The sequence below is a fragment of the Bradyrhizobium sp. BWA-3-5 genome (assembly GCF_032917985.1).
Classification (GTDB): domain Bacteria; phylum Pseudomonadota; class Alphaproteobacteria; order Rhizobiales; family Xanthobacteraceae; genus Bradyrhizobium.
The window spans coordinates 1,671,922-1,698,258 of sequence record NZ_CP136626.1; the positions used below are offsets into that span (position 1 = coordinate 1,671,922).

The window sequence follows — 26,337 nt, forward strand, 5'->3', positions numbered from 1 at the left end:
GCCGGCCCGGGCGAACCAACGCGCGCGTCGTAATCGAGAGGCAACCATGGCACTCAATCTGACACCCCCTGACATCAGCGAGCTGAAACCGCGGATTACCGTCTTCGGCGTCGGTGGCGCAGGCGGCAACGCCGTCAACAACATGATCACCGCCGGGTTGCAGGGGGTCGACTTCGTCGTCGCCAATACCGACGCGCAGGCGCTGACGATGTCGAAGGCGCAGCGCATCGTGCAGATGGGCACCCAGGTGACGCAGGGCCTCGGCGCGGGGTCCCAGCCTGATGTCGGCGCGGCGGCGGCCCAGGAAGTCCTCGACGAGCTTCGCGACCATCTCACCGGCGCCAACATGGTGTTCGTCACTGCCGGCATGGGCGGCGGCACCGGCACCGGCGCCGCCCCCGTGATCGCCAAGACCGCGCGCGACATGGGCATCCTCACCGTCGGCGTCGTGACCAAGCCGTTCCACTTCGAAGGCGCGCGCCGCATGCGCACGGCGGAGGCCGGCATTGCCGAGCTGCACAAGGTGGTCGACACGCTCCTGATCATCCCGAACCAGAACCTGTTCCGGGTCGCCAACGAGAAGACTACCTTTGCCGACGCCTTCGCGATGGCCGACCAGGTGCTCTATTCGGGCGTTGCCTGCATCACCGACCTGATGGTGAAGGAAGGCCTGATCAACCTCGACTTCGCCGACGTAAGGGCGGTGATGAGGGAAATGGGCAAGGCGATGATGGGCACCGGCGAGGCGACCGGCGAGAAGCGCGCGCTAACCGCCGCGGAAGCTGCCATCGCCAACCCGCTGATCGACGATTCGTCGATGAAAGGGGCGCGCGGCCTCCTGATCTCCATTACGGGCGGCAAGGACCTGACGCTGTTCGAGGTCGACGAAGCCGCCACGCGGATTCGCGAGGAAGTCGACCAGGACGCCAACATCATCGTCGGCGCCACCTTCGACGAATCGCTCGACGGCATCATCCGCGTCTCCGTCGTCGCCACCGGCATTGACCAGTCGCAGATCGCGCGCAACCAGACTGCGCCGGCGGTGACCACCCCGACCGCCCCGGTCGCGACCCCCACCTCCGCGCCGGACTCGCGTCTGGCCGAGCTGACCGCCCGCCTGCGCGCCGACAATGCGCGCCTGGCCGAGCGCGTCCAGAAGCTCGATCCTGCGACTGCGCCGCTGGCTATCGCTCCGGCCCCCGCGCCGGCTGCTGCCGTCGCTCCGGCGCAGCGTTCGTCCAACAATGTCGAGCGCGCGGCGCTGGCCGCGATCGCCGCGGCCGTCGAGCCGCCCGCGCCGGCACCGATTCAGCCGGCGTCCTACGGCGACGTCACGGTGCGGCCGATCGCGCAGAAGCCGACTCTATTCCCGGATAAGGAACCGGCACGCGTTGAACAGGAGCCGCCGACCCCCGAGACTTTCATCCCGCAGGCGGCCGAACGTCCGGTCCGCGCACCGCGGATGCCGAAGTTCGAGGAACTCCCGATGCCCGCCCAGGCCGAGATCCGGCAGGCCCGCGGCGAACCTGAGGAAGAGCACCCGCAGAAGTCCAAGCTGTCGCTGTTGCAGCGGCTGGCCAATGTCGGCCTCGGCCGCCGCGACGAAGAGAGCGAGCCGCCGATCGCAGCCCGCGCCTCCGGTCCGGCGATGGCTCCGCTGCCGCCGCTGCCTGAGCGCAAGCCGCAGCGGACCGTTGCTCAGCAGATGGCGAATCATGAGCCGGTATCGGAATACGCAAAACGCCCGGCACCGCAGGGTTTGGACGTCCATGGCCGCCCGGCACCTGTTGCGCCGGCGCCACAGGGTGACGACCATCTTGATATCCCGGCCTTCCTCAGGCGCCAGGCCAACTGAGGTTCTGTAACAATCAAGGCAGGCCAAAGGGCCTCGGCGGGATCGCCGGGGCCCTTCTCTTTGGCGCGTTGCCCTCCTTCGGATCAGCGCTCAACCAACTGATTCTAAATGATTAATTATTCATTTCGTGGTTGGATGACGCGACGGAAAGGGCACCCGGCCGCGCCGGAATTTGGTTAACGTCTGTCATCATTGCGGCAGAGATCGGGTAACAATCCGTAAACAAGCGTGAGTTGGCGCGCTTTGGGGCTGTGACTATGGTCTGCCGTGACTTGGGGATGCCTAGAACGCGAATCGGCGCTTTCCGCGCGGTTCCGGCCTCTGGGTGAAGTCGGGTAGTGGGCAGTTATCGATGAAATTCAGCCGGCAAACCACGCTTCGGTCGCACGCCACCGTAACGGGCGTTGGCGTTCATTCCGGTTTACCTGTCAGCCTGACCATCGGACCTGCACCTGTGAACGCAGGTCTTATTTTTGTCCGCACCGGTCTCGATGAAGCCGACCGGGAAGTTCCAGCCGTTGTCGCCTCCGTCACCGCCACCGATTTCCAGACCGTTCTTGGCGACCGCGAAGGCCCGCTGGTTTCCACCTCCGAACACATTCTCGCTGCGCTGCGCGGCATGGGTGTCGACAATGCCATCATCGAAGTCGACGGCCCCGAAGTTCCGATCATGGACGGCAGCGCGGCGGCCTTCGTCGCCGCCATCGATCAGGCCGGCATCGTCACCCAGTCGGCTTCCCGCCGTTTCATTCAGATCCTCAAGCCAGTGCAAGTCGCGCGCGGCGATAGCTTTGGTGAACTGCGTCCACATGCGAACGGGTTCCGCGTCGAAGTCGAGATCGACTTCACCACCCCGGCGATCGGCCGCCAGATCTATTCGCTCGATCTCAACCCCGAAAGCTTCCGCCGCGAAGTCGCCCGCGCCCGCACCTTCGGCTTCATGAGCGATACGGCACGTCTGTGGAGCGCCGGCTTCGCGCTCGGCGCGTCGTTCGAGAATTCGGTGGTCTTCGACGACGACCGTCTGCTCAACCCGGAAGGCCTGCGCTACAGCGACGAATGCGTCCGCCACAAGGTGCTCGACGCCATCGGCGATCTTACGCTGGCCGGCCTGCCGCTGCTTGGCGCCTACCGCTCGATTCGTCCCGGCCACAAGCTGAACCACGCCGTGCTGACCGCGCTGCTGGCTGATCGCAGTGCCTGGCGGGTGGTCGAGGCCGAGCCCACGCGTCGCCCGCGCGGCTATGTCGAGGCGGGTGTCGGCATGGTGGGCGGCCTTATCGCGCCCGCTTTTGGCCCGGACGTCTCCTGACCTCCGTCTCTTGTAAAACCATCGATTTTGAGCCGTTTTTCGGCCGCTTGGACGCATTTTCCGTAATAACCACAATCGCTAACGCCGCCGTTCCGTCGCCTTAATCCGGGCGAATTGGCTGCGTATTCGGTTGGTCGAGGACCATTTTTCGGCTAGAGAAGCCTGCGGTTGCACCATCGGGCACCACGGGCCTTGAAGAATTGGGCACCAACGCATTGGGCACGGGAAATATGACGTCCATGACGACGGTTCACGGACGGGCGGGCTCAATCATCAGTCGCATCACGGGGCGTCAGGTCACAGATTCCATGTCGGCACAGCGTATGACGCTTGAACCACGCAACTCATTCGGAGCGTCCGGCTTCGCCCGCGCCGCCCGGTCGCTGCGGCTGGCCGCCGGCCTGATCGTGCTCGCGATTCCCTTGAGCGGCTGCGGCACCGGCGCGCTCTGGGACAAGTTCACGCAAAAGGACGACACCTTCGTCGAGGAACCCGCGGACAAGCTCTACAATGAGGGCTTGTACCTGATGAACCAGCGCAAGGATAACAAGGCGGCCTCGAAGAAGTTCGAGGAGGTCGATCGCCAGCATCCTTACTCGGACTGGGCGCGCAAGTCGCTCTTGATGTCGGCTTATTCCTTCTACAACCAGGGCGACTACGACAGCTGCATCGGCGCGGCGACCCGTTACGTCACGCTGCATCCCGGCAGCCCGGACGCCGCTTACGCGCAGTACCTGATCGCCGCCTCGCATTACGACCAGATCCCGGACATCTCCCGCGACCAGGGCCGCACCGAAAAGGCGATCGCGGCGTTGGAAGAGGTGATTCGCAAATATCCGACCTCAGAATACGCCACCTCCGCCAAGGCCAAGCTCGAGGGCGCGCGCGACCAGCTCGCCGGCAAGGAAATGGACGTGGGCCGCTACTATTTGGAAAAGAAGGACTACACCGCCGCCATCAACCGGTTCAAAACCGTGGTCACCCGTTACCAGACCACGCGGCATGTCGAGGAGGCATTGGCGCGGCTCACCGAGTCCTACATGTCGATCGGTATCGTCGGTGAGGCGCAGACCGCGGCGGCCGTGCTCGGGCACAATTTCCCTGACAGCCGCTGGTACAAGGACGCCTATAACCTCGTGAAGTCGGGTGGCCTTGAGCCGAGCGAGAACAAGGGTTCCTACATTTCCAGGGCCTTCAAGAAGATGGGTCTCGGATAGTCCGGCGAGTCGGATAGGCGCTGGTGTTGCAGCAGCGCCCGTCAAGTGAATGTCACGTCCGAAAGCTCCACGAACAGCTTGATATTTGCTAGTGATCCCCCGATTCTAACACGCAAAGCGACTCCCGGGTGGGGAGACGCTGTTAGAACCGGACCACTAGGAATTTACGTCGCATGCTGGCGCGTCTGTCGATCCGCGACATCGTCCTGATCGAGCGGCTCGATATCGAATTTTCCCGCGGCCTCGCGGTGCTGACCGGCGAGACCGGCGCGGGCAAGTCCATTCTGCTGGATGCCTTCGCGCTGGCGCTCGGCGGGCGTGGCGATGCGGGCCTGGTTCGCCATGGCGCCGAGCAGGGCCAGGTGACGGCCACCTTCGACGTTCCCAAGGGCCATCCCGCGACAAAAATCCTTTCCGAAAACGGCCTCGACGATAGCGGCGAGATGATTCTCCGCCGCGTCCAGCTTGCCGACGGCCGCACCCGCGCCTTCATCAACGACCAGTCGGTCAGCGTGCAGACCTTGAAGGCGGTGGGGGCGACGCTGGTCGAGATCCACGGCCAGCATGACGAGCGCGCGCTGGTCGATGCCTCGACGCACCGGCAGCTGCTCGATGCCTTTGCCGGGCTAGAGAAAGAGGTTGCGGCGCTGGAGACGCTGTGGGACGCGCGGCGCACCGCTAACACCGCGCTCGACGCGCACCGCGCCAGCATGGAGCGCGCCGCGCGCGAGGCGGATTATTTGCGCCACGCCGCCGATGAGCTGAAGACGCTGAAGCCGAAGGACGGCGAGGAGACGACGCTGGCCGAGCGCCGCACCACGATGATGCAGGGCGAGAAGATCGCCAGTGACCTGCGCGAGGCGCAGGAGGCGGTCGGCGGTCCCCATTCGCCGGTGCCGGCGCTGGCCGCCGCCGTGCGCCGCCTGGAACGCCGCGCCGCCAATTCGCCGGCCCTCGTCGAACCCGCGGTGAAGGCGATCGACATCGCGATCAACGCGCTGGAAGAAGCCGACCAGCATCTCAGCGCCGCGCTGGTGGCGGCCGATTTCGACCCGGCCGAGCTGGAACGCATCGAGGAGCGGTTGTTCGCGCTGCGCGCCGCCTCACGCAAATATTCGACGCCGGTCGACGGGCTCGCGGCGCTTGCCGCCAAATTCGTTTCCGACGTCGCGTTGATCGATGCCGGCGCCGACCAGTTGAAGAAGCTGGAGGCGGCGGCCGCCGAGGCCGATCAGCGCTACGGCGCGGCGGCGGCGAAACTGTCCGCGGCGCGCAGCAAATCCGCCGAAAAGCTCAACAAGGCCGTCAATGCCGAGCTCGCGCCGCTCAAGCTCGAGCGCGCCAAGTTCATGACGCAGATCGAGAGCGATGCCAACACACCGGGCCCGCACGGCATCGACCGCATCGAATTCTGGGTGCAGACCAATCCCGGCACCAAGCCGGGCCCCTTGATGAAGGTCGCCTCCGGCGGCGAGCTGTCGCGCTTCCTCCTGGCGCTGAAAGTCGTGCTGGCCGACCGCGGCTCGGCGCCCACGCTCGTGTTCGACGAAATCGATACCGGGGTCGGCGGCGCCGTGGCGGACGCGATCGGCTCGCGGCTTTCACGGCTCGCCGGCCAGGTCCAGGTGATGGCGGTGACGCACGCCCCGCAGGTCGCCGCCCGCGCCGACCAGCATTTGCTCATTTCCAAGGATGCGCTCGACAAGGGCAAGCGCGTCGCCACCCGCGTCAACGCGCTCGCCGCCGACCACCGCCGCGAAGAAATCGCCCGCATGCTGGCGGGCGCCGAGATTACGGCCGAGGCGAGGGCGGCGGCGGAGAGGCTATTGAGGGCGGCGACAGCCTAATCTCTCGTGTCCCGGACGCGGTGCAGCGCTCGCACTGCTCCGCAGCGCCGGGACCCATATCGGCGTGGGCCCCGGATCAGCAGCGCACCGCCATAGCGCGTCGAAGACGCGCGTAAACGCGCTTATGGCGCTGGGGCACGGCCCAACGTGTGCGGTTTTGCCTCCGAGCCTCGTTCGTCGTATTCAACGTCCATGACCAAGACAGCGAAACCCAAAACCCCCACCGACGTCGCCAAGCTCACCAAGGCGCAGGCCAAAGTCGAGCATATGCGGCTGGCGCTGGAGCTCGAAGGGCACGACAGGCGCTACTATCAGGAAGACGCGCCCAGCGTCAGCGATGCCGAATACGACGCTCTGCGGCAGCGCTTCAACGCGATCGAGGCGCGGTTTCCCGAATTCGTCACCTCGGATTCGCCGTCGCAGAAGGTCGGCGCGGCGCCGTCGGGACGCTTCAAAAAAGTCCGCCATGCACTGCCGATGCTGTCGCTCGACAACGCGTTCGCCGAGCAGGACGTGCTCGACTTCGTCGGCCGCATCGAACGCTTTCTCAAGCTCAGCGACGACAAGATCGATTTTTCCGCCGAGCCGAAGATCGACGGGCTCTCGATGTCGCTGCGCTACGAGGGCGGCGAGCTCGTCACCGCCGCGACCCGCGGCGACGGCGCGGAAGGCGAGGACGTCACTGCGAACATCCGCACGCTGGAGGATGTGCCGCAGAAGCTGAAAGGCCGCAACGTGCCTGATGTCTGCGAGGTGCGCGGCGAGGTCTACATGACCAAGAAGGCGTTTCTTGCGCTGAACGAACGGCAGAAGGCGGCGGGCGACACCATTTTCGCAAATCCACGCAATTCCGCCGCCGGCTCGCTGCGCCAGAAGGACCCCTCCATCACGGCCTCACGCCCGCTCGGCTTCTTCGCCTATTCGTGGGGACAGATGAGTGCGATGCCGGAAGGCACGCAGACGGGCATGATCCACTGGTTCGAGCGCTGCGGTTTCAAGACCAACCCGCTGACCAAGCTCTGCCACTCCGTCGAGCATCTGATCGCGTTCCACCGCAAGATCGAGGAGCAGCGTGCCGAGCTCGATTACGACATCGACGGCGTGGTCTATAAGATCGATCGCATCGACTGGCAGGAACGGCTCGGCTTCGTCTCGCGCACGCCGCGCTGGGCGATCGCGCACAAATTTCCGGCCGAGCGCGCCATGACGGTGCTGCGCGACATCGAGATTCAGGTCGGCCGCACTGGATCGTTCACGCCGGTCGGCAAGCTCGAGCCGGTCGGCGTCGGCGGCGTCATCGTGCAGAACGTCACCCTGCACAACGAGGACTACATCAAGGGCATCGGCAACAAGGGCGAAGTGCTGCGCGAGGGGCGCGACATCAGGATCGGCGACACCGTGGTGATCCAGCGCGCCGGCGACGTGATCCCGCAGGTCGTCGATGTCGTGATCGACAAGCGGCCGAAAAGCGCCAAGGAGTTTCACTTCCCGAAGAAGTGCCCGTGCCCGCTGCACAGCGACGTCGTCCGCGAGGAGACGGCGACCGGCGAGGAGGGCTCGCGCGCCCGCTGCACCGGCGAGTTCGCCTGTCCGTTCCAGAAGATCGAGCATCTCAAGCTGTTCGTGTCGCGCCGCGCCTTCGATATCGACGGGCTCGGCGAGAAGCAGTTGCAGTATTTCTTCGACGAGGGCTGGGTGAAGGAGCCGGCCGACATCTTCACGCTGCAAAAGCGCAACAACAAACTGAAGCTCGAAGACATCGAAGGTTACGGCAAAACCTCGGTGAACAATCTCTTCGCCTCGATCGAGAACCGCCGCAACATTGCGCTGGAGCGTTTCATCTACGCGCTTGGCATGCGCCATGTCGGCGAGACCACGGCGCTGGCGCTCGCCCGCGGCTACGGCTCTTGGGACGCGTTCCACGATGCCTGCCTCAAGGTCGCCAAGGATGACGAGGACGCGATCGCCGAGATGGATGCGCTCGACCAGATCGGCGACACCGTGATCAAGAGCGTTGCCGCCTATTTCGGCGAAAGCCATAACCGCGGCATCGTCGAGCGATTGACCAAGGAGGTCACGATCATCGATGCCGAAAAACCCAAGAGCAATTCGGCCGTCGCCGGCAAGACCGTGGTGTTCACGGGATCGCTGGAGAAGATGACGCGCGACGAGGCCAAGGCCACCGCCGAGCGGCTAGGGGCCAAGGCGGCCGGTTCGGTATCGAAGAAGACCGACTATGTCGTCGCCGGGCCGGGCGCGGGATCGAAGCTGGCCGAGGCCAAGAAGCACAACGTGCCGGTGCTGACGGAAGACGAGTGGCTGAAGCTGATCGGGGAGTGAGTCGTGAGACGCACTTCCTTGTCGTCACCCGCCTCGTGCGCAATTGCGCGCTGCGGCGGGTGACGCAGCATTTCAGAGACGGAAGTGATCGAGCCGAAAGGCCGCGGCGTACTGGATCGCCCGCCTGCGCCGGCGATGACAGCGGAGAATGAGGCGCTGACGTCGCGGATTACTGTCTCAGCGTCCCGTGTTCTTCTTCCTCCGCCTCGATCAATTCCTCGCAAACAGTCAGCCTCAGTCGAATTCAAGGGGTTTGCCTTTCCCCTGCGGCCGGAAGGGTGAGACGACGCGTCCCGTGCGGTCGATGCGTCCCCATTCCCCGCCTTCGTACCAGCCACGCTCGCCCTCAGTGGCCGTGCTGTCGGAGACATAGCTGCAAGCCGTGCAGACAACGGCGACGCCTTCCTTGAATGGATAGGCTCCGTCATGATGCGCGCCTTCGTTGCAGCCGTCATTGCGAGCGCAGCGAAGCAATCCATTGCGGCGTAAGAAAGTTAAGTGGATTGATTTGCGTTGCGCGCGAGGTGGTGCTTCGGAGCTGTCATCGGGCGCGCATTCGCGCGACCCGTTGGCGCGTAATGACGGGACCGACAACTTCGCATCCCTCACAACATCCCCGAGTCTTCCTTCTCCGCCTTCTTCACCAACTCCTCGCTGACCACGACGCTTCGCCGCGGAACGATGAAGAACATCACCGAGACGCAGGCGATCGAGAGCGCGAAGATCGCCGCCGTCAGCGGCAGCGTAGTGGTGGAGTGGCCGCCGAGGTAGGCGCCGAATTGCGAGACCAGCGCGCCGATGCCCTGCTGCAGAAAGCCCATCGCGCCCGAGGCGGTGCCGGCGGCCTCGGGGCGGACGCTGATGGCGCCGGCCGCGGCGTTGTTCATCACGAAGGCGTTGGCGACCATCACGGTCATCTGGGTGCCGAACAGCCATGATGGTGCCTGGTTGGTGCCCGTGAAGCTGAAGACGAGGTTGAGGAGGGCACCGGCGAATTGCAGCGCCAACCCGAACCAGATCAGCCGCTCCAGCGACTGGCGCGGCGCGAAGCGGACGCAAAACACGTTGCCGATCAGGTACGCGAATCCGGTCGTCGCAAACCATGCGCCGTATTCGGCTGTGGTCCGCCCCATCTGGGTCACCACGATGTAGGGACCGCCGCCGGCGAACAGGAAAATGATCTGCGACGCCAGCACCTGGCACAGCATGTAACCGATGAAGGCGCGATCGCGGATCAGGATGCCGACGTCGCCGCGGAAGCTGCTGCTCTGGTTGCGTTCGCGGCGCGTCTCTGGCAGCGCAAGCGCGATCAGCACGGCGACGCTGAGCGAACCGGCCGTGATGAAATAGAAGATCGCACGCCAGCCGAACGCGGTCTCCAAGAGGCCGCCGACCAGCGCGCTCAGCATCTGCGCGATCATCATGACCGCGATGACGAGGCTGATCATCGAGCTGATGCGTTCGCGGCTGTAGAGATCGCGGATGATGGCGCGGCTCACCACCATGCCGGTGGCGCCGCCGAGCGCCTGCAGGAAGCGGGCGGCGATCAGCTGCGGCAGCGTCTGCGCCAGCGAACAGCCAATGCTGGCCGCCACCATCAGCACAAGGCCTCCGAGCAGCACCGGTCGGCGGCCGAACTTGTCCGACAGCGGTCCCATGATGAGCTGCGAGCAGGCGATGCCGACCATGTAGAGCGACACCGTCATCTGCGCGACCGAGATGTCGCCGCCGAACGTCGTCGCCAGCACGGGCAGCGCCGGCACCAGCATGTAAAGCGAGATCGGCGCGACGCCGGTCATCGCGACCAGCATCAGCAGCATGATTTTCGATGTCGCGACGGCATGATCGTCCGTCGCGCCGGGCGGCTTGCCCACGACGCCGTGCATTCAGTTCCGACCCTGTTTTGCTTGTATCCGGACTTTTAACCAGTTGGCTCAGCCCGAACAGGGATGTTTTGGCATGCGGCCATGCTGAATTGGGGAGGCGGGTAGGAGGTTGGGCCGCAGGACTCTACGGTGCATGGGGTTGTTTTCGCGTTTTTGTGGTGCCCCCGCAACAAATGCTGCTGTCATCATCCGCGAAGGCGGATGATCCAGTATACCAGAGACATCGGTGATTGAATCGATAGGCCGCGGCGTACTGGATCCCTCGCCTGCGCGGAGGACGACAATCTCGGAGGCAACGTGACTAAAGCGGCAGCAGCGCTGCCGTCGCTTCGTCCAGCCAGAGCTTGGTGGCGTTGTCGTTAAGGTGCGGACGCACCGCTCGGTTGACGCGCTCATGGTAGTCGTTGAGCCACTTCAGCTCGGTAGGGCTCAGCATGTTGACGTCGATCAGGCGGCGGTCGATCGGCGCCAGCGTCAGCGTCTCGAACGCGTTCACCGGTTTCTCGGCCCCCGGCACATCGGCGCCAATGACGAGTTCGAGATTCTCGATCCGGATGCCGTAGGCGTCGGTCTTGTAGTAGCCGGGCTCGTTGGAGAGGATCATGCCGCGTTTCAGCGGCGTGACCCCGAGTTTCGAAATCCGCGCCGGGCCTTCATGCACCGAGAGATAGCTGCCGACGCCGTGGCCGGTACCGTGCTCGAAATCGAGGCCGGCCTGCCACAGGAACTGGCGGGCGAAAGAGTCGAGCTGCGCGCCGGTGGTGCCGTCGGGAAACACTGCGCGCGCGATCGCGATGTGGCCGCGCAGCACGCGGGTGAAGCGGTCGCGCATCTCCTCGGTGGGATTGCCGATCGCGATCGTGCGGGTAACGTCGGTGGTGCCGTCTTCATACTGCGCGCCGGAATCTATCAGCAGGAGATCGCCTGGTGCGATGCGCCGGTTGCTCTTGCGGGTGACGCGGTAATGCACGATGGCGCCGTTCGGGCCGGTGCCGGCGATGGTGGGAAAGGAAACATCCTTCAGCGCGCAGGTCTGGCGGCGGAAGGTTTCCAGCGCCTCGACGGTGTCGATCTCGGTCAGCGCGCCGGAGGGCGCCTCGCGGTCGATCCAGGCGAGGAAGCGCGTGAGCGCCACGGCGTCGCGCTGGTGCGCGGTTCGCGTGCCCTCGATCTCGGTGCTGTTCTTCACCGCCTTCAAGAGGCTCACCGGATCGTTGCCGCGCACCGGTTTTCCGCCGGCGCCGGCGATCAGGCGGCTCAGCGCGTCGGCTGCGGTGGCGTTGTCGAGCGCAATCGCGGCGCCGCTGCGCGCCAGCTCCGTCAGATCGGGCACCAGCGCGTCGGGCTCGCGCACATCGGCGGATTGTTCGAGATGGTCGCGCGTCAGGTTCGACAGCTTGCGATGGTCGATGAAAATGGTCGGCCGGCCGTCCTTCGGCACCAGCGCGTAGGACAAAGGCAGCGGCGTGTGCGAGACGTCGGCGCCGCGGATGTTGAAGGCCCAGGCCACCGCGTGGCTGTCCGAGAGCACCAGCGCGTCGACGCCGAGCTTGTGGATCTCCAGCCGGATGCGCTTGAGTTTCTCGGCTTCGATCTCGCCGGAAAACTGCGCGCCATGAAGCGAGACCGGGCCGAGCGGCGGGGCCGGACGCTCATGCCACACCGAATCCAGCGGGTTACTCTCCACCGCGATCAGCTCCGCGCCGGCCTTGGTGCAGGCCGCGGCCAGCCGTTCGGCTGCCGCTGATGTGTGCAGCCAGGGGTCAAAACCGAGGCGGTCGCCGGCGACGAGATGCTTGGCGAGCCAGTGCTCCGGCGGCGGTTCGGCCAGCGGCTCAATATGCCAGGCCTTGCGGTCGACCTGCTTGGCGGCCTGCAGCGTGTAGCGGCCGTCGACGAAAACGGCGGCCTCGCGGGTCAGGACGATCGCCAGGCCGGCCGAACCGGTGAATCCGGTGAGCCAGGCCAGCCGCTCTTCGGAGGCCGCGACATACTCGTTTTGCTGCTGATCGGCCCGCGGAATCACGAATCCCGTCAGCTTCCGCCGTGCCAGTTCCTCGCGGAAGGTGGCCAGCCGCGCGGCGAGCGCGACGCCGCCTTCGGGTTCTTCGAATGTCTGGAAGTGAGCTTCGAACATCGCGTGTTCATTCTAAAGTTCGGTGGAGCGATCCGCAATGCAGGCCGGGATCGCCACAATTTGGCATAAACCGTGCTTGAATATATCCGTCCGCGTCAGTCGGACGAACGATTTTGCGCACCCGCGAGGCCGTTCGGTTCAAGAGTATTCGGAGGCCTGAGGAGTGTTTCAACTCAACGAAGAGGGGATACACCATGCCTGCTTTCACGTTTGAAAAGATTTCACCACCGGGCGAGCACCACCCGGTCACCCCCGTCGCCAACAAAAAGCAGCGCGGCGTCATCATCCAGATCCTAGACCGGTTCGCCGAAGCGCGCGTCAAGCAGTCGACGGAAGAACAGCGCCCGTCGCCCCCGAATTCGCGCGCTGACTAGCCGGACCTCAATTCACCTTGCGCAGCAAAAGGCTGCTCCAGCCTTCGATGCGGAGGTGGCGGAGCGGCACCAGGCCGCGGGCGCGATAGGCGGCGATCACCGCGGGCGCCTGTTGGGTCAGAAGGCCGGAGAGAATGACCATCGCCGACGGCGCCAGATGTTGGGCCATCGGCGCCGCCAATTGGCGTAGCGGATTGGCGAGAATATTCGCCAGCACCAGATCGAACGGGGCGGCGGCCGCAATCTGCGGCGCGGCAAAGCCGGTGGCCCGGATCGCCTGCACCAGATGCCCCGCAACGTTCAGCCGGGCATTCTCGCGGGCGACCTGTACCGAGGGCGGATCGATATCGCTGGCCAGCACCTTTTCGTGCAGTGCCCGGGCGGCGGCGATCGCCAGGACGCCGGTGCCGGTGCCGAGATCGAGCACGCGGCGCGGGCGCCAGGCCTTCAGGACATGATCAAGCAGCAGCAGGCAGCCGCGGGTGGTGCCGTGGTGACCGGTTCCGAACGCCAGCGCCGCCTCGATTTCGATGCCGAGCTTGTTAGGCGGGATTCGCGGGCGGTCGTGCTGACCGTGGATCACGAAGCGGCCGGCCGGCACGGGGACGAGATCTTCCAGGCTGGCCTTGACCCAATCCTTGGCTTCGACAGTGTCGAAGGTGATGCCTGCAGCGGCTTCCTGACCGGCGGCGTTGGCCACGATTTCGCGGACCAGCGGCTGATCGGGCGGATCGGCGAAATGCACCGTCACGTCCCATCGGCCATCGGGCCGTTCGAAGGCGGCAATCGCGGCTTGCCCCTCAAAAAAAACTTCGGTGAGAGCATCGACAGTACCCTTGGCTGTATGCTCGTCGCCGACAGCAAAATGGACGCGATGTGTAGAGGCGGGAGAAGCCATTGAAGACCCAGAGGAAAACAGAAAGATCTGCGGGCGAGGACGGTCGTTTCGTTCAAATTTGAGGAAATTTCATGCGGTGTTACTCGGAAAAGTTGCAGTTCCTCTGTTAAAGCAGCCTTAGATTCCTCTCCGTAGGTTCCCCAGCAGGAACTGCAGGGGCAGCCTCGGTTCCGGGAAACATAAACCTAGGTCGGAACCAGCCAATGTCGATCATTAAGTCATTCTTCAAGGACGAATCGGGAGCCACGGCCATCGAGTACGGCCTGATCGCAGCGGGTATCGCGATCGCGATCATCACCGCCGTGCAGGGCGTTGGCACCAAGCTCAGCTCGAACTTCAACGACATCAGCAGCTCGCTGAAGTAATTGCGATTTTTAGGGCATTCCAGGGGCCGGGCGCCACGACGTCCGGCCCCTTTTTTTTCCGGGATCGAAGGGTCGCGCGCGTTTCCGACCGCTTACCCACAGCCCGTGGGAAGGTAGCTAACAGAGGTTATCCACAGCGCCATGCCGGGCTTCTGCACGGAGGTGGCGGCGGTTATCGACAGGCTCATCCACAGGGTTCTCGCCTGTCGCCCACCGGGTCTACACCCATTATCGCGCCGAGCCCACATCCGTGAACCCATGCGAAATGGGATCATGGGTAATATCGGGTTTACGTCGCTACCGCCTACACCCGCGATTTACCGCGCCCACCGATGATTCCGCCCGCGCGACCTGATGGAACCCGGCCTTAAGCGGCCAAAGCTCACAAAGTGGCACGCTGCAAGCAGCAGCGAAAACACAGGGGGAATTCGTCGTGAAGAAAATTACTGCAGTCATTGCCATCATGTGCGCGCTCAGCGCATACGCCAGCTATCCGTCGGCCACCACGTCGACGTCGGCTGGTCTGTCGCCGCTGGCGACATCGATGCGGGAATCGCGCTCGCTTCCGATCGAAGCCTACGACGCCGTTTGATTTGATTTTGATCGCGTGGCAAGGCGCGGCGCCGGTTTCCGGTGTCGCGCCTTGAGCGTTTCTGCAGGTTATCCGAACAGCGCGCGGTGATCGCCAAGGATCGTCCGGGCAGCGTTGTGGCCGGGGGCGCCGGTAACGCCGCCGCCGGGATGGGCGCCCGAGCCGCAATGGTAGAGGCCCTTCAGCGGCCCGCGATAGTCGGCATGGCCCAGCATCGGCCGCGCCGAGAACAATTGGTTGAGCGTCAGCGCTCCGTGAAAAATGTCGCCGCCGAGCAGGCCGAACTGCCGTTCGAGGTCGAGCGGCGAAAGCACCTGGCGGCCGATCACGCTTCTCCCAAAGCCCGGCGCGAATTTGTCGACGGTCGCGATCATGAGATCGGCCACTTCCTCGCGGTGATCGTCCCACGACTTTCCGTCCGGTAATTCCGGCGCGACGTGCTGGCAGAACAGGCTGGCGACATGACGGCCTTCGGGCGCGAGGGAATTGTCCAGCGTCGAAGGGATCAGCACTTCCACTACAGGCTCGCGGCTCCAGCCGTGATCACGCGCATCCTGCCAGGCGCGGTCCATGTAGCCGAGGCTGGGCGCAAGGATGATGCCTGCTGTGAGATGGTCGCCGTCGCCAGGCAATGCGGTGAAGGACGGCAGGGTGTCGAGTGCGACATTCATCCGGAAGGTGCCAGAGCCGTTGCGCCAGCGCGTGATGCGTTCGAGAAATTGCGGCGCCAGCGCCCCCGACGGCACCAGCCGTGTATAGAGCAGTTTCGGATTGACGCCGGAGACGACGTATTTCGCGCGAATGGAGTTGCCGTTGTCGAGGATGACGCCTGCGGCGCGCCCGCCCTCGACGATCACCTCGCGCACGCCGGCTTCCGTTTCGATCTCGGCGCCAGCCGCTCGCGCCGCGCGTGCCATTGCCTGCGTGATCGCGCCCATGCCGCCGATGGCGTGGCCCCAGACACCCTTCTTGCCGTTCACCTCGCCGAAGGCATGGTGCAGCATCACGTAGGCCGAGCCGGCGGCGTAAGGGCTGGCGTAATTGCCGACGATGGCGTCGAAGCCGAACAGTGCCTTGACCAGGTCGTTCTCGAAACGCTCATCGAGCATCTCGCCGGCCGAGCGTGTGAACAGGTCGAGCAGGCTGCGCTGCTGCTCCAGCGAAAGTTTTCGCAGGATGCTCGCACTGCCAAGCGCATTGAAGGCTTCGCGGATCGCGCCAACACCGAACCCCTCGATGATATTCGGCGGCGCGCGCAACACGAACTGCCGCAGCACGTCGGCAATCCCCTCCAGCTCGCGCGAGAAGGTGTCGATGGTGGCGGCATCGCGCGGGCTGAGCTTCTCGACCGATGCCTTGGTGCGGCCCTCGCCGGTGAGGAGATAGCTGCCATCCGGCGCGGGCAGAAAATTCTGCGCGCGGCGCTCGACGATGCGCAGGCCGTGCTCGGCGAGCTTGAGATCGGCAATGATCTGCGGGTTGAGCAGGCTGACCGTATAGGCAGCCACCGAATTGCGGAAACCGGGATGGAATTCTTCCGTCACCGCAGCGCCGCCGACCACCTTGCGGCGCTCGACAACTTTCACGCGCAGGCCGGCCATCGCCAGATAGGCCGCGCAGGTGAGGCCGTTATGCCCCGCACCGATGATGACGATTTCGGTTTCGTTCATGTCCGCTTCAAGAAGGTTTGATGAGAGGGGCGAGATTCGCGGGGGCGGTGCTTCGCATCGCCCCGGAATGACCCTCCTTATCCCGCATTGCCCCTCATGTTGCCATATGCTCAATTCAGCGTCTCTGGCGTATCTCTGCCGGAACTTCCGCAGCCGGCGCCCGCCGGGCCCAAGCCGGAGCTTTTATGACTGAACTGTCTGCCTCGCGAAACCGGGTCGTGCTGGTCGTCTACACCGCCGCGATTTTCGTCAGCGCGCTGCTGTTGTTCTCGGTGCAACCCCTGTTCACCAAGATGGTGCTGCCGCGGCTCGGCGGCTCCCCGGCGGTGTGGTCGGTGGCGATGGTGTTCTTCCAGTCGCTGCTGCTCGGCGGCTATGCCTATGCGCATTTTCTGATGCAGGCCCGTAACCGCACGATTCCCGTAGCGGTCCATCTGGTGTTGCTCACCTGCGCGATTCTGACGCTGCCGCTCTCGATCTCGAGCGGGTGGGGCGATCCGCCGACATCAGGTTATGCGTTCTGGCTGCTCGGCCTGTTCGCGGTGTCGATCGGGCTGCCGTTCTTCGCGCTCGCGGCCAACAATCCGCTGCTGCAGGCCTGGTTCGTCCGCACCGGCCATCCCAATGGCCCCGATCCTTACTTCCTCTACGCTTCCTCGAATATCGGCAGCTTCCTGGCGCTGTTGTCATATCCGGTGCTGCTGGAGCCGATGTTCACATTGCGCACGCAGAACCTGATCTGGACCGGCGGCTATGGCCTGCTGATCGTCCTGATCGCTTGCTGCGGCGTGCTGCTGCTGCGCGCGCCGGCAAAGGCGGCGGAGCTGAACATGCCGGCTGACGATGGTGACGCGCCAGCGCCGTCATGGGTTCTGCGGGCGCGCTGGATCTTCCTCGCTGCCGTGCCGTCGGGACTGTTGATCGCGGTCACCGCGCACATCTCCACCGACGTCGCCGCGGCGCCCTTGCTGTGGGTGCTGCCGCTGTCGCTGTATCTCTTGACCTGGGTGCTGGTGTTCCAGTCGCGGCCGCTCTTGCCGCACAAGTGGATACTGCTGGCGCAGCCGCTGGCGATCGCCGGCGTCGTGGTGCTGCTCGCGGTCGGCGGCGAGCAGAATTTGCTGCTGACGCTCGGGGGCCATCAGCTGTGCTTCTTCGTCATCGCGATGGCCTGTCATGGCGAACTGGCACGGACCCGTCCGGCGGCGAAATATCTCACCGGCTTCTATGTCGCGCTGTCGTTCGGCGGCATGGTCGGCGGCCTCTTCGCCGGCCTGATCGCGCCGTTCACCTTCTCCTGGGTCGCCGAATATCCGATCCTGCTGACGCTCGCGGCACTCTGCCGCCCCGCCAGCAACGAGCGGCTGCCGCGTTGGAGCCGATGGTACTGGCCGTTCCTGGCCGCGCTGGCGGTGGCGTTGATTGCGCCGACCTGGTCGTCCGCCGGCAAGGTGTTCATCTGGCTCGACACCAACCGGGTCTGGGTGATCGGCGCGGTCGGCGTGCTCTCGGCGCTGCTGGCGCTCGCGCTCAACGCCAGCCGCTGGAAGATCTTTGCCACCGTCGTCGTCGCGCTGGTGCTCCTGCGCGCTTACCCTGCCGATGAAGGGCGGGTCGAGACGGTGCGCAGCTTCTTCGGCGTCCACAAGATTGTCGTGACGCCGAACGGCCAGTATCACGTGCTGATGCATGGCACCACGATCCATGGCGCCGAGAAATTCAAGAATGACGACGGCACGCCGGTCAAGGGCCCGCCGGAGCCGATCACCTACTACCACAAGGACGGCGGCATCGGTCAGGCGATCACGGCCGTTCGCGAGCGCAAGGGCGCGCCGGTGCGGGTCGCCGTGATTGGCCTCGGCTCTGGCACGCTGACCTGCGCCGCCGAGCCGGGCGAGGAGTGGAAGTTCTTCGAGATCGACCAGACCATGGTCGACACCGCGCGCGACCCGAAATTCTTCACCTACATTTCGGTCTGCGAGCCGAACATCGAGCCTGTGATCGGCGATGCGCGGCTGACCTTCGCGCGCGAGCCCGATGGGGTCTACGACCTGATCATCGTCGACGCCTATTCGTCGGATGCGATCCCGATTCATCTGGCGACCGAAGAGGCGATGGAGATCTACAAGTCCAAGCTGGCGCCGCAGGGCGCTGTCGTGATGCACGTCTCCAACCGCCATCTTGAACTGTCGAGCGTCGTCGTCGGCATCGCCGACGCCAACGATCTGAAGAGCTGGGTCTACAGCGAGGACACTGGCCGCGACAGCGAATACATCTTCTCGACCTCGGTCGTGGTCTCGGCGCGGGAAGAGGCCGACGTCGGAAAATTGGCGTCATCGGACCAGTGGGCGCTGACCGAAGCCGAAGACAACCAGCGGGTCTGGACCGACGATTATTCCAACGTGCTCGGCGCCGTGTGGCGGCGGCTCAGGCGCGGCGAGGAATAGGAGAGCGCCCGTCAGGCGCAATTTTGTCATTCGAGGCGGATTTCCTCCTCTTCGCGGACTACTGCCGGCTTGACCGATGGTTTCGCCGCGGCCTCGAATTGCGTGAACGCTTCCAGCGCGTGGCTTGCGTACATGACCGACGGGCCCGCGCCCATGTAGATCGCCATTCCCAGCGTCTCGCTGACTTCCTCCTTTGTGGCGCCTTGCTCCACGCAAGCCTTGACGTGAAAGGCGATGCAATCGTCGCATCGCACCGCGACCGCGATGCCGAGCGCGATCAGTTCCTTGGCTTGGCATCCAGTGCCTTCGAAACCGTCGCCGCCTTTGCGATGCCCGCGAACGCCTTCATGACGTCGGGGGCCGATCCGCGAAGACTACGCAGGAGAGCACTCAAATCGGTGGTTTGTTGCGGCCAATTGGTCATTGATTTTGCCTTGTGGTTGCTGCGCACGATATATCCACCAGCGGGTCTGGCCGGCATTCGATGGATCAAGGGCGGCTCTGCGGATGTTGCCATCATGCCAAGCGCGCCTATGATTGGCGCGTGCCCATCGAACCTACGGAAATCCCATGGCCAATTTCACCCCCGTATCGGCCGCGATTGGCGGCGTTCTGATCGGGCTTTCCGCCGTTCTCCTGATGCTGTCGACCGGCCGGATCGCCGGCATCAGCGGCATCTTTAGCGGCCTGCTCAATCTGCGCGGCGAGGATAAGGGCTGGCGCATCGCGTTCATCGCCGGGCTCATTCTCGCGCCCGTGATCGCCGGCCTGATCGGTTACGGCATGTCGCCGCCGAAGCTGCCGTCGAACTGGGGCGTCATCATCGTGGCGGGTCTGCTGGTCGGGTTCGGCACGCGGCTCGGCGGCGGCTGTACCTCCGGTCACGGCATCTGCGGCATCGCGCGGCTGTCGCCGCGCTCCATCGCCGCCACGGTTGTGTTCATGGCGACGGCGGTCATCACCGTCGCGATCACGCATCACGTGCTGGGAGGCTGACCATGGCGATTATCGCTCCTTTGCTGTGCGGCCTGATCTTCGGCGCGGGCCTGTTGATTTCAGGAATGGTGCAGCCGACCAAGGTTTTGCGCTTTCTCGATATCTTCGGCGCGTGGGACCCGAGTCTCGGCGTAGTAATGGCGGCGGCGCTGGCGGTATCGGTGCCGGGCTTCAGGCTGGCGGGGCACAACTCGCGGCCATGGCTGGCCGGGCAATATTTCCTGCCCAGCAAGTCAGGCATCGACCTGCCGCTAATGGCGGGCGCGGCGCTGTTCGGCGTCGGTTGGGGCCTTGTTGGATTATGTCCGGGGCCGGCGTTGGAGAGCCTGGCGACGCTCTCGCCCGGCCTGATCGCCTTCGTCGTTGCAATGGCCGCCGGAATGATCGCCCACGGTATCTGGCAGCAGGCGAGGATGAGCGCGCAGCGTCAGCGCCTCCTGGCGAGCGCGACGGATGGCTGAAATTGTGGCCTAATACAGGCCGCGCTGCGGATAATATTGCTGGCGCGGCTGGTAGTAATAGCCCTGCGGCGCCGGCACATAGCCGCGGTTGTCGTAATATTGCGGCTGTTGCTGCTGATAGGCCTGGGTGTCGTAGCCGCGGCGGCTCGGCGGCGCCGGATAGCGCGCCTCGGTGGAAGAACCATCGGCCGGATAGATGTAGCCGTCATCGACCCGCGCTTGCGGCGCGATGCGCTGCTGCTGCGGCGTGATCACGACGGGATCGCCGGCGGCGGAATCGTATTGCTGTTGCTGTTCATATTGCGGCAGCGGCGCGCGGCGGGCGACGGCTGTATTACCGCGCTGCCGCGGATTGCGCGCCAGCGCCACTTGCGACGAGCCGGTCAAGGTCACCGTGGTGTTGAGCACGCCTTGCTCCTTGACCAGTGCATATAGCGTCGCGGCGTTGGCGCGCGACAGCCGCACGCAGCCATGCGAGGCGGGCGAGCCGAGGCGGTTGACGGAATCCGTGCCGTGAATGGCGTGGCCGATCTTCGTGAAGAAGATCGAATGCGGCATCGGCGCTTCGTCGAATTCCTTGGAGTAATGATCCTCTTCCATGCGGAAGGCACGGAAGCTGCCGTTCGGCGTCTCGTAGGAAGGAATACCCGACGACACCGGCCAGCGGTAACGCTCGACGCCGTCGACGGCGACGGTCATCTGCTGGTTATCTTTATCGACTGTGATGGCGACTTTGGCTTGAGCTGCACCCGAGGCAAACAGCGTCAGGGCGGTGACGGCAACGAGGAAGGAACGCATTTTACCTTTGGCCTCCAGGCCCCTGCACAAAATTTCGGCTCTCCGTCCCCGGGAATGAATATGCCCGGAAAGCGGCACTGGTTCCAGTGGCCTGCATCTGCAATCGTTAACGCGTCCGGCGGCGCAAACAAGGCGTCAGGACGGCGCAATCGGCGGCAAAGTGCTGACATTTTCGCGAGCGGGAGGCTCAGCACTCAAGTCGTCATTCCGGGGGGGCTCGCAGAGTCGAACCCGGAATCTCGAGTTCCGGGTTCGTGTTTCGCACGCCCCGGAATGACGCTGTTCGTCAATTCTTCAGCCGGTAGCCGGTCCTAAAAATCCACCACACCAGCACCATGCAGATGGCGAGGAAGCAGAGCGTCATGCCGAGACTGAGGCCGACGCTGACGTCGGCGATCTCGTAGAAGCTCCAGCGGAAGCCGGAGATCAGATAGACCACCGGATTGAGCAGCGTGATGGTGCGCCATCCCGACGGCAGCATGTTCACGGAGTAAAAGCTGCCGCCGAGGAAGGTCAGCGGCGTCACCACCAGCATCGGGATCATCTGCAGCTTCTCGAAACCGTCGGCCCAGATGCCGATGATGAAGCCGAACAGGCTGAAGGTCACGGCGGTCAGTACCAGGAAGGTCAGCATCCAGATGGGATGATGGATGTGCAGCGGCACGAACAGCGCCGCGGTCGCCATGATGATCACGCCGAGGATGATGGATTTGGTCGCGGCGGCGCCGACATAGCCGATCACGATCTCGATATAGGAAACCGGCGCCGACAATATCTCATAGATCGTGCCGACAAATTTCGGAAAATAGATGCCGAACGAGGCGTTGGCGATGCTCTGCGTTAGCACCGACAGCATCACGAGCCCCGGCACGATGAAGGTGCCATAGCTGATACCCTCGACCTCGGTGATGCGCGAGCCGATCGCGGCGCCGAACACCACGAAATAGAGCGAGGTGGAAACCACCGGCGAGACGATGCTCTGCAGCAGCGTGCGCCAGGTGCGCGCCATTTCGAACAGATAGATGGCGCGGATCGCACGGTAATTCATGGTGCTTTCACCAGCGTTCTGATTTCGAAGCTTGCAAACGGTCGCTGAACCCCTGATGCGAGCTTCGAAATCAGAGCGCTGGCCATATTATGATTCTGGTGCGGCATGAAGTTTGAAGTTCCTATGAAGAGGGTACGGCAAGGGACTGATAGGAACTTCAAACTTGCCGCACCAGGCTGACGAAGATGTCTTCGAGCGAAGACTGGTTGGTGTCGAGATCCGAAATGTGGATGCCGGCGTTGCGGAGGTCGCTCAAGAGACTGGTGATGCCGGTACGCTCGCCTTTGGTGTCGTAATCATAGATCACGGCGCGGCCGTCATCGGACAGTTCGAGGTTATAGGCAGCCAACGAGGCGGGAAGCGTGTCGACTTTGCCCTGCAGATAGAGCTTCAAATGTTTTTTACCGAGCTTCTGCATCAGCCCGGCCTTGTCCTCGACCAGGATGATCTCGCCCTTGTTGATGACGCCGATGCGGTCGGCCATCTCCTCGGCTTCCTGGATGTAATGCGTCGTCAGGATGATGGTGACGCCGGAGGCCTGCAAGCCGCGCACCACGTCCCACATGCCCTTGCGCAGCTCGACGTCGACGCCTGCGGTCGGCTCGTCCAGGAACAGAATCTGCGGCTCGTGCGACAGCGCCTTTGCGATCATCACGCGGCGCTTCATGCCGCCGGAGAGCGTGATGATCTTGGAATCCTTCTTGTCCCATAGCGAGAGATCTTTCAGCACCTTCTCGATATGCGCCGGGTTCTTCGGCTTGCCGAACAGGCCGCGGCTGAAGCTGACCGTTGCCCATACAGTTTCAAAAGAGTCGGTGTGCAGCTCCTGCGGCACGAGGCCAATCAGCGAGCGCGCGGCGCGATAGTCGCGGTTGATGTCGTGTCCGCCCACCGTGACGCTGCCTTCGCTTAAGTTGGCGATGCCGCAGATGATGCTGATCAGCGTGGTCTTGCCGGCGCCGTTCGGCCCGAGCAGCGCAAAAATCTCGCCGCGCCTGATGTCGAGATTGATGTCCTTCAGCGCCTTGAAACCGGAGCCATAGGTTTTTGACAGGTGCGAGACGGATATGATGGGAGGTGACGCGAGCATGAGCAGTCAAACGGAATTGGCCTGCGTCGAAGGCGGCGCGGCGGCCGGATCGAGGCGGGGAGGGGTGGGAACCGGGAGATAGGAACGTTTTGCCGCTTATGCAATCGCGGAGGAGAAAATTATCGTTTCAGGCCCGCTCCACGAAATTATCGAGCACCTTCTTCTCGCCGGCCTTTTCGAACGCGATGGTCAGCTTGTTGCCGTCGATCTTAACCACATGGCCATAGCCGAATTTCTGGTGAAACACGCGGTCGTCGAGCGCGAACTCGGAAACCGTGCCGGTGGATTTTGCGACCAGCTCGCCCTCAATCACCATCGGGCCGCGCTTGGCGCGTGAGAAGCCGCCAGAGAAGTCATCGCCGCGCGAGAAAGACGACTGGCTTTCCTCGAAGCCGCCGCGTGCCTGGCCCCCGCCGCGACCGCCTTGGCCGCGATTGCGGTTGGCCTGCGCGCGCTGCCAGCCGGGCGTGGAATAGCTGGAGCCGAAGGATTCGATGTTGTCGAAGCGCGACGCGCCGTAGCCGCCGGCGCCGCCCCAGCCAGAGCCACCCTTGGATTCCGTGATCTCGACATTGGCCGAGGGCAGTTCGTCGAGGAAGCGTGAGGGGATCGTGGTCGACCAGGTTCCGTGAATGCGGCGGTTGGTGGCGAAGAACAGTTTTGCGCGGCGGCGGGCGCGCGTCAGCCCGACATGGGCGAGGCGGCGCTCTTCCTCGAGGCCGGCGCGGCCCTGTTCGTCGAGCGTGCGCTGGCTCGGAAACAGGCCTTCCTCCCAGCCGGGCAGGAACACGTTGTCGAACTCGAGGCCCTTGGCCGAATGCAGCGTCATCAGCGACACCGCCTCTTCCTCGGCGCCACCGTCACGGTCCATCACCAGCGAGATGTGTTCGAGAAAACCTTGCAGGTTCTCGAACTCCTCCATCGAGCGCACGAGTTCCTTCAGGTTATCGAGCCGGCCCGCGGCATCGGCCGAGCGATCCTTCTGCCACATCTCGGTATAGCCGCTCTCATCGAGCACGATTTCGGCGAGCTCGGTGTGAGCCGTCACATCGCGCTGGGCGCGCCAGCGGTCGAATTGCATGATGAGATCGCGCAAGCTGCCGCGCGCCTTCGGCTTCAACTCGTCGGTCTCGACCACGGCGCGTGCTGCCTCGAACAGCGGCATGCGCCGCTTGCGGGCGTGGTCGTGCAGCAGTTGCACGGTGGCATCGCCAAGCCCGCGCTTCGGCACGTTGACGATGCGCTCGAAGGCGAGGTCATCGGCGGGCGAATTGATCACGCGCAAATAGGCCAGCGCGTCGCGGATTTCGGCGCGCTCGTAGAACCTGGGGCCGCCGATCACGCGATAGGGCAGGCCGAGCGTGACGAAACGATCTTCGAATTCGCGCATCTGGAACGAGGCCCGCACCAGGATCGCGACCTCGTTGAGGTTTTCGCCGGCGCGCTGCAGTTCCTCGATTTCCTCGCCGATGGCGCGGGCTTCTTCTTCCGAATCCCAGGCGCCTGTCACCGTGACCTTCTCGCCATCGACATCCTCGGTGCGCAAAGTCTTACCGAGCCGGCCCTCATTGTGCGCGATCAGATGCGAGGCGGCGGCGAGGATATGGCCGGTGGAGCGGTAATTGCGCTCGAGGCGGATGACTTTCGCGCCGGGAAAATCGTGTTCGAAGCGCAGGATGTTGTCGACCTCCGCGCCGCGCCAGCCGTAGATCGACTGGTCGTCGTCGCCGACGCAGCAGATGTTCTTGGGTGGCGTCTTCTCCTTCTCCCCGTCCTTCACAGGGGCGGGGTGAGGGGCTGTCTCCACGAGTTCAGCACGCGGAGAGTCCCCCTCACCCGGATTGCTTTGCAATCCGACCTCTCCCCGCAAGCGGGGCGAGGTTAGATCTCCCGGAATGATCGCCGACAGCGGCACGCCCGGCCGCGACGGCGCCTGTGACAATAATCGCAGCCACAAATACTGCGCGACGTTGGTGTCCTGATATTCGTCGACCAGAATGAACTTGAACCGGCCCTGGTACTGCCGGAGCACGTCAGGGTTTTCGCGGAACAGGCGGATGTTTTCCAGCAGCAGATCGCCGAAATCGGCCGCGTTGAGAATCTTCAGCCGCTCCTGATAGCTGGCGTAAAGTTTTCCGCCTTTACCGTTGGCGAACATCGCAGCTTCACCGGCCGGAACCTGGCCCGGCGCGAGGCCACGGTTCTTCCAGCCGTCGATCAGCCCGGCCAGCATGCGCGCCGGCCAGCGCTTGTCATCGATGTTCTCGGCCTGCAGAAGCTGCTTGAGCAGGCGGACCTGATCGTCGACGTCGAGCACCGTGAAATTGGACTTGAGCTGCACCAGCTCGGCGTGGAAGCGCAGGATGCGACCGCCGATCGAGTGGAAGGTGCCGAGCCAGGGCATGCCTTCCACGGCCTGGCCGAGCATCTGGCCGAGCCGCAGCTTCATCTCGCGCGCGGCCTTGTTGGTGAAGGTCACGGATAGGATTTCCTGCGGGCGTGCCCGGCCCTGGCTCAGGATGTGGGCGATGCGCGTGGTCAGCACGCGCGTCTTGCCGGTGCCGGCGCCGGCGAGCACCAGAACCGGCCCATCCAGCGTCTCCACCGCCTCGCGCTGCTCGGGGTTGAGTCCGTTCAGGTATTGCGGGCCCGCCGCGGCGCGCGCCCGCGCGGCAATGCCGCCAGCGGCGGGCTGGTGCTCGGGGACGCCACGATGAGGCAGTTTGCTCGGCTCGGTCATTCTCGAATCGTCTCGGCCCCACGATGGCACCGTGAGGCGGTAAAGGGGAGCCTTCATAGCAGGGATTATGGGCCATATAGGGCCTATCAGGCCGTTTTGACAGGTTTATCCCGGCGCATTTGCCGGCCTGATTTCGCCCGCGAACGGCGATTTTGTTCCGCTAGAATCGTCAAATTTCGCGATTCCGGCGCCCGGAACCAACATTACCGGCCCGTATTGATCCTGCAGTCGGTGCGCAACGCCGCAGCCGCCATCGAACGGAGC

19 protein-coding genes and 1 pseudogene are annotated in these 26,337 nt (G+C 64.2%); 11 read left to right on the forward strand and 9 right to left on the reverse strand.

The features are described 5' to 3' along the window. Nucleotides 1-46: 46 nt before the first annotated feature. The 5 genes from ftsZ to ligA all read left to right on the forward strand — a co-directional run bounded on the left by ftsZ (nt 47) and on the right by ligA (nt 8,571). A complete protein-coding gene (gene ftsZ, locus RX331_RS08130; RefSeq protein WP_317256082.1) occupies nt 47-1,855 on the forward strand; it encodes a cell division protein FtsZ in 1,809 nt (602 codons plus the stop codon). 352 nt (nt 1,856-2,207) lie between these two features. After that, a complete protein-coding gene (gene lpxC / locus RX331_RS08135; RefSeq protein WP_317256083.1) occupies nt 2,208-3,167 on the forward strand; it encodes a UDP-3-O-acyl-N-acetylglucosamine deacetylase in 960 nt (319 codons plus the stop codon). A 308-nt stretch (nt 3,168-3,475) separates the two neighbouring features. Further along, nucleotides 3,476-4,384: an outer membrane protein assembly factor BamD gene (locus RX331_RS08140; protein WP_317256084.1), complete on the forward strand. Its 909-nt coding sequence runs from the start codon at nt 3,476-3,478 to the stop codon at nt 4,382-4,384. Between the two features lie 173 nt (nt 4,385-4,557). Then, entirely contained in the window at nt 4,558-6,231 is a 1,674-nt protein-coding gene (recN, locus tag RX331_RS08145) for a DNA repair protein RecN (protein ID WP_317256085.1), read from the forward strand. A 192-nt stretch (nt 6,232-6,423) separates the two neighbouring features. Continuing rightward, on the forward strand, nt 6,424-8,571 hold the full coding sequence (gene ligA, locus RX331_RS08150; protein WP_317256086.1) for an NAD-dependent DNA ligase LigA: 2,148 nt from the start codon (nt 6,424-6,426) through the stop codon (nt 8,569-8,571). A gap of 605 nt (nt 8,572-9,176) precedes the next feature. On the opposite strand, the gene RX331_RS08155 is transcribed toward ligA, so the two are convergent. Both RX331_RS08155 and RX331_RS08160 read right to left on the reverse strand, forming a co-directional pair. Further along, nucleotides 9,177-10,457 carry a multidrug effflux MFS transporter gene (locus tag RX331_RS08155; protein ID WP_317256087.1) on the reverse strand — a complete coding sequence of 427 codons (1,281 nt, stop codon included), beginning with the start codon at nt 10,455-10,457 and terminating at the stop codon, nt 9,177-9,179. Between the two features lie 301 nt (nt 10,458-10,758). Further along, the gene (locus RX331_RS08160) at nt 10,759-12,594 is read right to left on the reverse strand and encodes an aminopeptidase P family protein (protein ID WP_317256088.1); all 1,836 of its coding nucleotides are present in this window, start codon (nt 12,592-12,594) and stop codon (nt 10,759-10,761) included. Nucleotides 12,595-12,788: 194 nt separating this feature from the next. On the opposite strand from RX331_RS08160, the gene RX331_RS08165 reads away from it, so the two are divergent. Then, nucleotides 12,789-12,968, forward strand: a complete 180-nt coding sequence (locus RX331_RS08165) for a hypothetical protein (protein WP_317256089.1) — start codon at nt 12,789-12,791, stop codon at nt 12,966-12,968. 7 nt (nt 12,969-12,975) lie between these two features. Here RX331_RS08165 and RX331_RS08170 read toward each other — a convergent pair whose 3' ends face one another. Next, nucleotides 12,976-13,866 (reverse strand): 50S ribosomal protein L11 methyltransferase, encoded by an 891-nt coding sequence (locus RX331_RS08170; RefSeq protein WP_317256090.1) that lies wholly within the window; start codon nt 13,864-13,866, stop codon nt 12,976-12,978. Nucleotides 13,867-14,069: 203 nt separating this feature from the next. Between RX331_RS08170 and RX331_RS08175 the strand changes: the two genes are divergently transcribed. Both RX331_RS08175 and RX331_RS08180 read left to right on the forward strand, forming a co-directional pair. Then, nucleotides 14,070-14,231, forward strand: a complete 162-nt coding sequence (locus RX331_RS08175) for a Flp family type IVb pilin (RefSeq protein ID WP_317256091.1) — start codon at nt 14,070-14,072, stop codon at nt 14,229-14,231. Between the two features lie 433 nt (nt 14,232-14,664). Continuing rightward, nucleotides 14,665-14,823 carry a hypothetical protein gene (locus tag RX331_RS08180; RefSeq protein ID WP_317256092.1) on the forward strand — a complete coding sequence of 53 codons (159 nt, stop codon included), beginning with the start codon at nt 14,665-14,667 and terminating at the stop codon, nt 14,821-14,823. Between the two features lie 68 nt (nt 14,824-14,891). Here RX331_RS08180 and RX331_RS08185 read toward each other — a convergent pair whose 3' ends face one another. After that, the gene (locus tag RX331_RS08185) at nt 14,892-16,493 is read right to left on the reverse strand and encodes an NAD(P)/FAD-dependent oxidoreductase (protein ID WP_317256093.1); all 1,602 of its coding nucleotides are present in this window, start codon (nt 16,491-16,493) and stop codon (nt 14,892-14,894) included. A gap of 185 nt (nt 16,494-16,678) precedes the next feature. Here RX331_RS08185 and RX331_RS08190 point away from each other — a divergent pair, with 185 nt between their 5' ends. Then, entirely contained in the window at nt 16,679-18,940 is a 2,262-nt protein-coding gene (locus RX331_RS08190) for a fused MFS/spermidine synthase (protein ID WP_317256094.1), read from the forward strand. Between the two features lie 26 nt (nt 18,941-18,966). Here RX331_RS08190 and RX331_RS08195 read toward each other — a convergent pair. After that, nucleotides 18,967-19,364, reverse strand: a pseudogene (locus tag RX331_RS08195) (carboxymuconolactone decarboxylase family protein). 146 nt (nt 19,365-19,510) lie between these two features. Between RX331_RS08195 and RX331_RS08200 the strand changes: the two are divergent. Continuing rightward, the gene (locus RX331_RS08200; RefSeq protein WP_317256095.1) at nt 19,511-19,936 is read left to right on the forward strand and encodes a YeeE/YedE family protein; all 426 of its coding nucleotides are present in this window, start codon (nt 19,511-19,513) and stop codon (nt 19,934-19,936) included. 2 nt (nt 19,937-19,938) lie between these two features. Further along, nucleotides 19,939-20,397, forward strand: a complete 459-nt coding sequence (locus RX331_RS08205; RefSeq protein ID WP_317256096.1) for a DUF6691 family protein — start codon at nt 19,939-19,941, stop codon at nt 20,395-20,397. Between the two features lie 9 nt (nt 20,398-20,406). Here RX331_RS08205 and RX331_RS08210 read toward each other — a convergent pair whose 3' ends face one another. The 4 genes from RX331_RS08210 to RX331_RS08225 form a co-directional block, all read right to left on the reverse strand. Then, the gene (locus RX331_RS08210) at nt 20,407-21,195 is read right to left on the reverse strand and encodes a L,D-transpeptidase (protein ID WP_317256097.1); all 789 of its coding nucleotides are present in this window, start codon (nt 21,193-21,195) and stop codon (nt 20,407-20,409) included. 286 nt (nt 21,196-21,481) lie between these two features. After that, nucleotides 21,482-22,243 carry an ABC transporter permease gene (locus RX331_RS08215; RefSeq protein ID WP_317256098.1) on the reverse strand — a complete coding sequence of 254 codons (762 nt, stop codon included), beginning with the start codon at nt 22,241-22,243 and terminating at the stop codon, nt 21,482-21,484. 157 nt (nt 22,244-22,400) lie between these two features. Beyond that, on the reverse strand, nt 22,401-23,333 hold the full coding sequence (locus RX331_RS08220) for an ABC transporter ATP-binding protein (protein WP_317256099.1): 933 nt from the start codon (nt 23,331-23,333) through the stop codon (nt 22,401-22,403). A 127-nt stretch (nt 23,334-23,460) separates the two neighbouring features. Next, nucleotides 23,461-26,073 (reverse strand): ATP-dependent helicase, encoded by a 2,613-nt coding sequence (locus RX331_RS08225; RefSeq protein ID WP_317256100.1) that lies wholly within the window; start codon nt 26,071-26,073, stop codon nt 23,461-23,463. Nucleotides 26,074-26,337 lie beyond the last annotated feature (264 nt).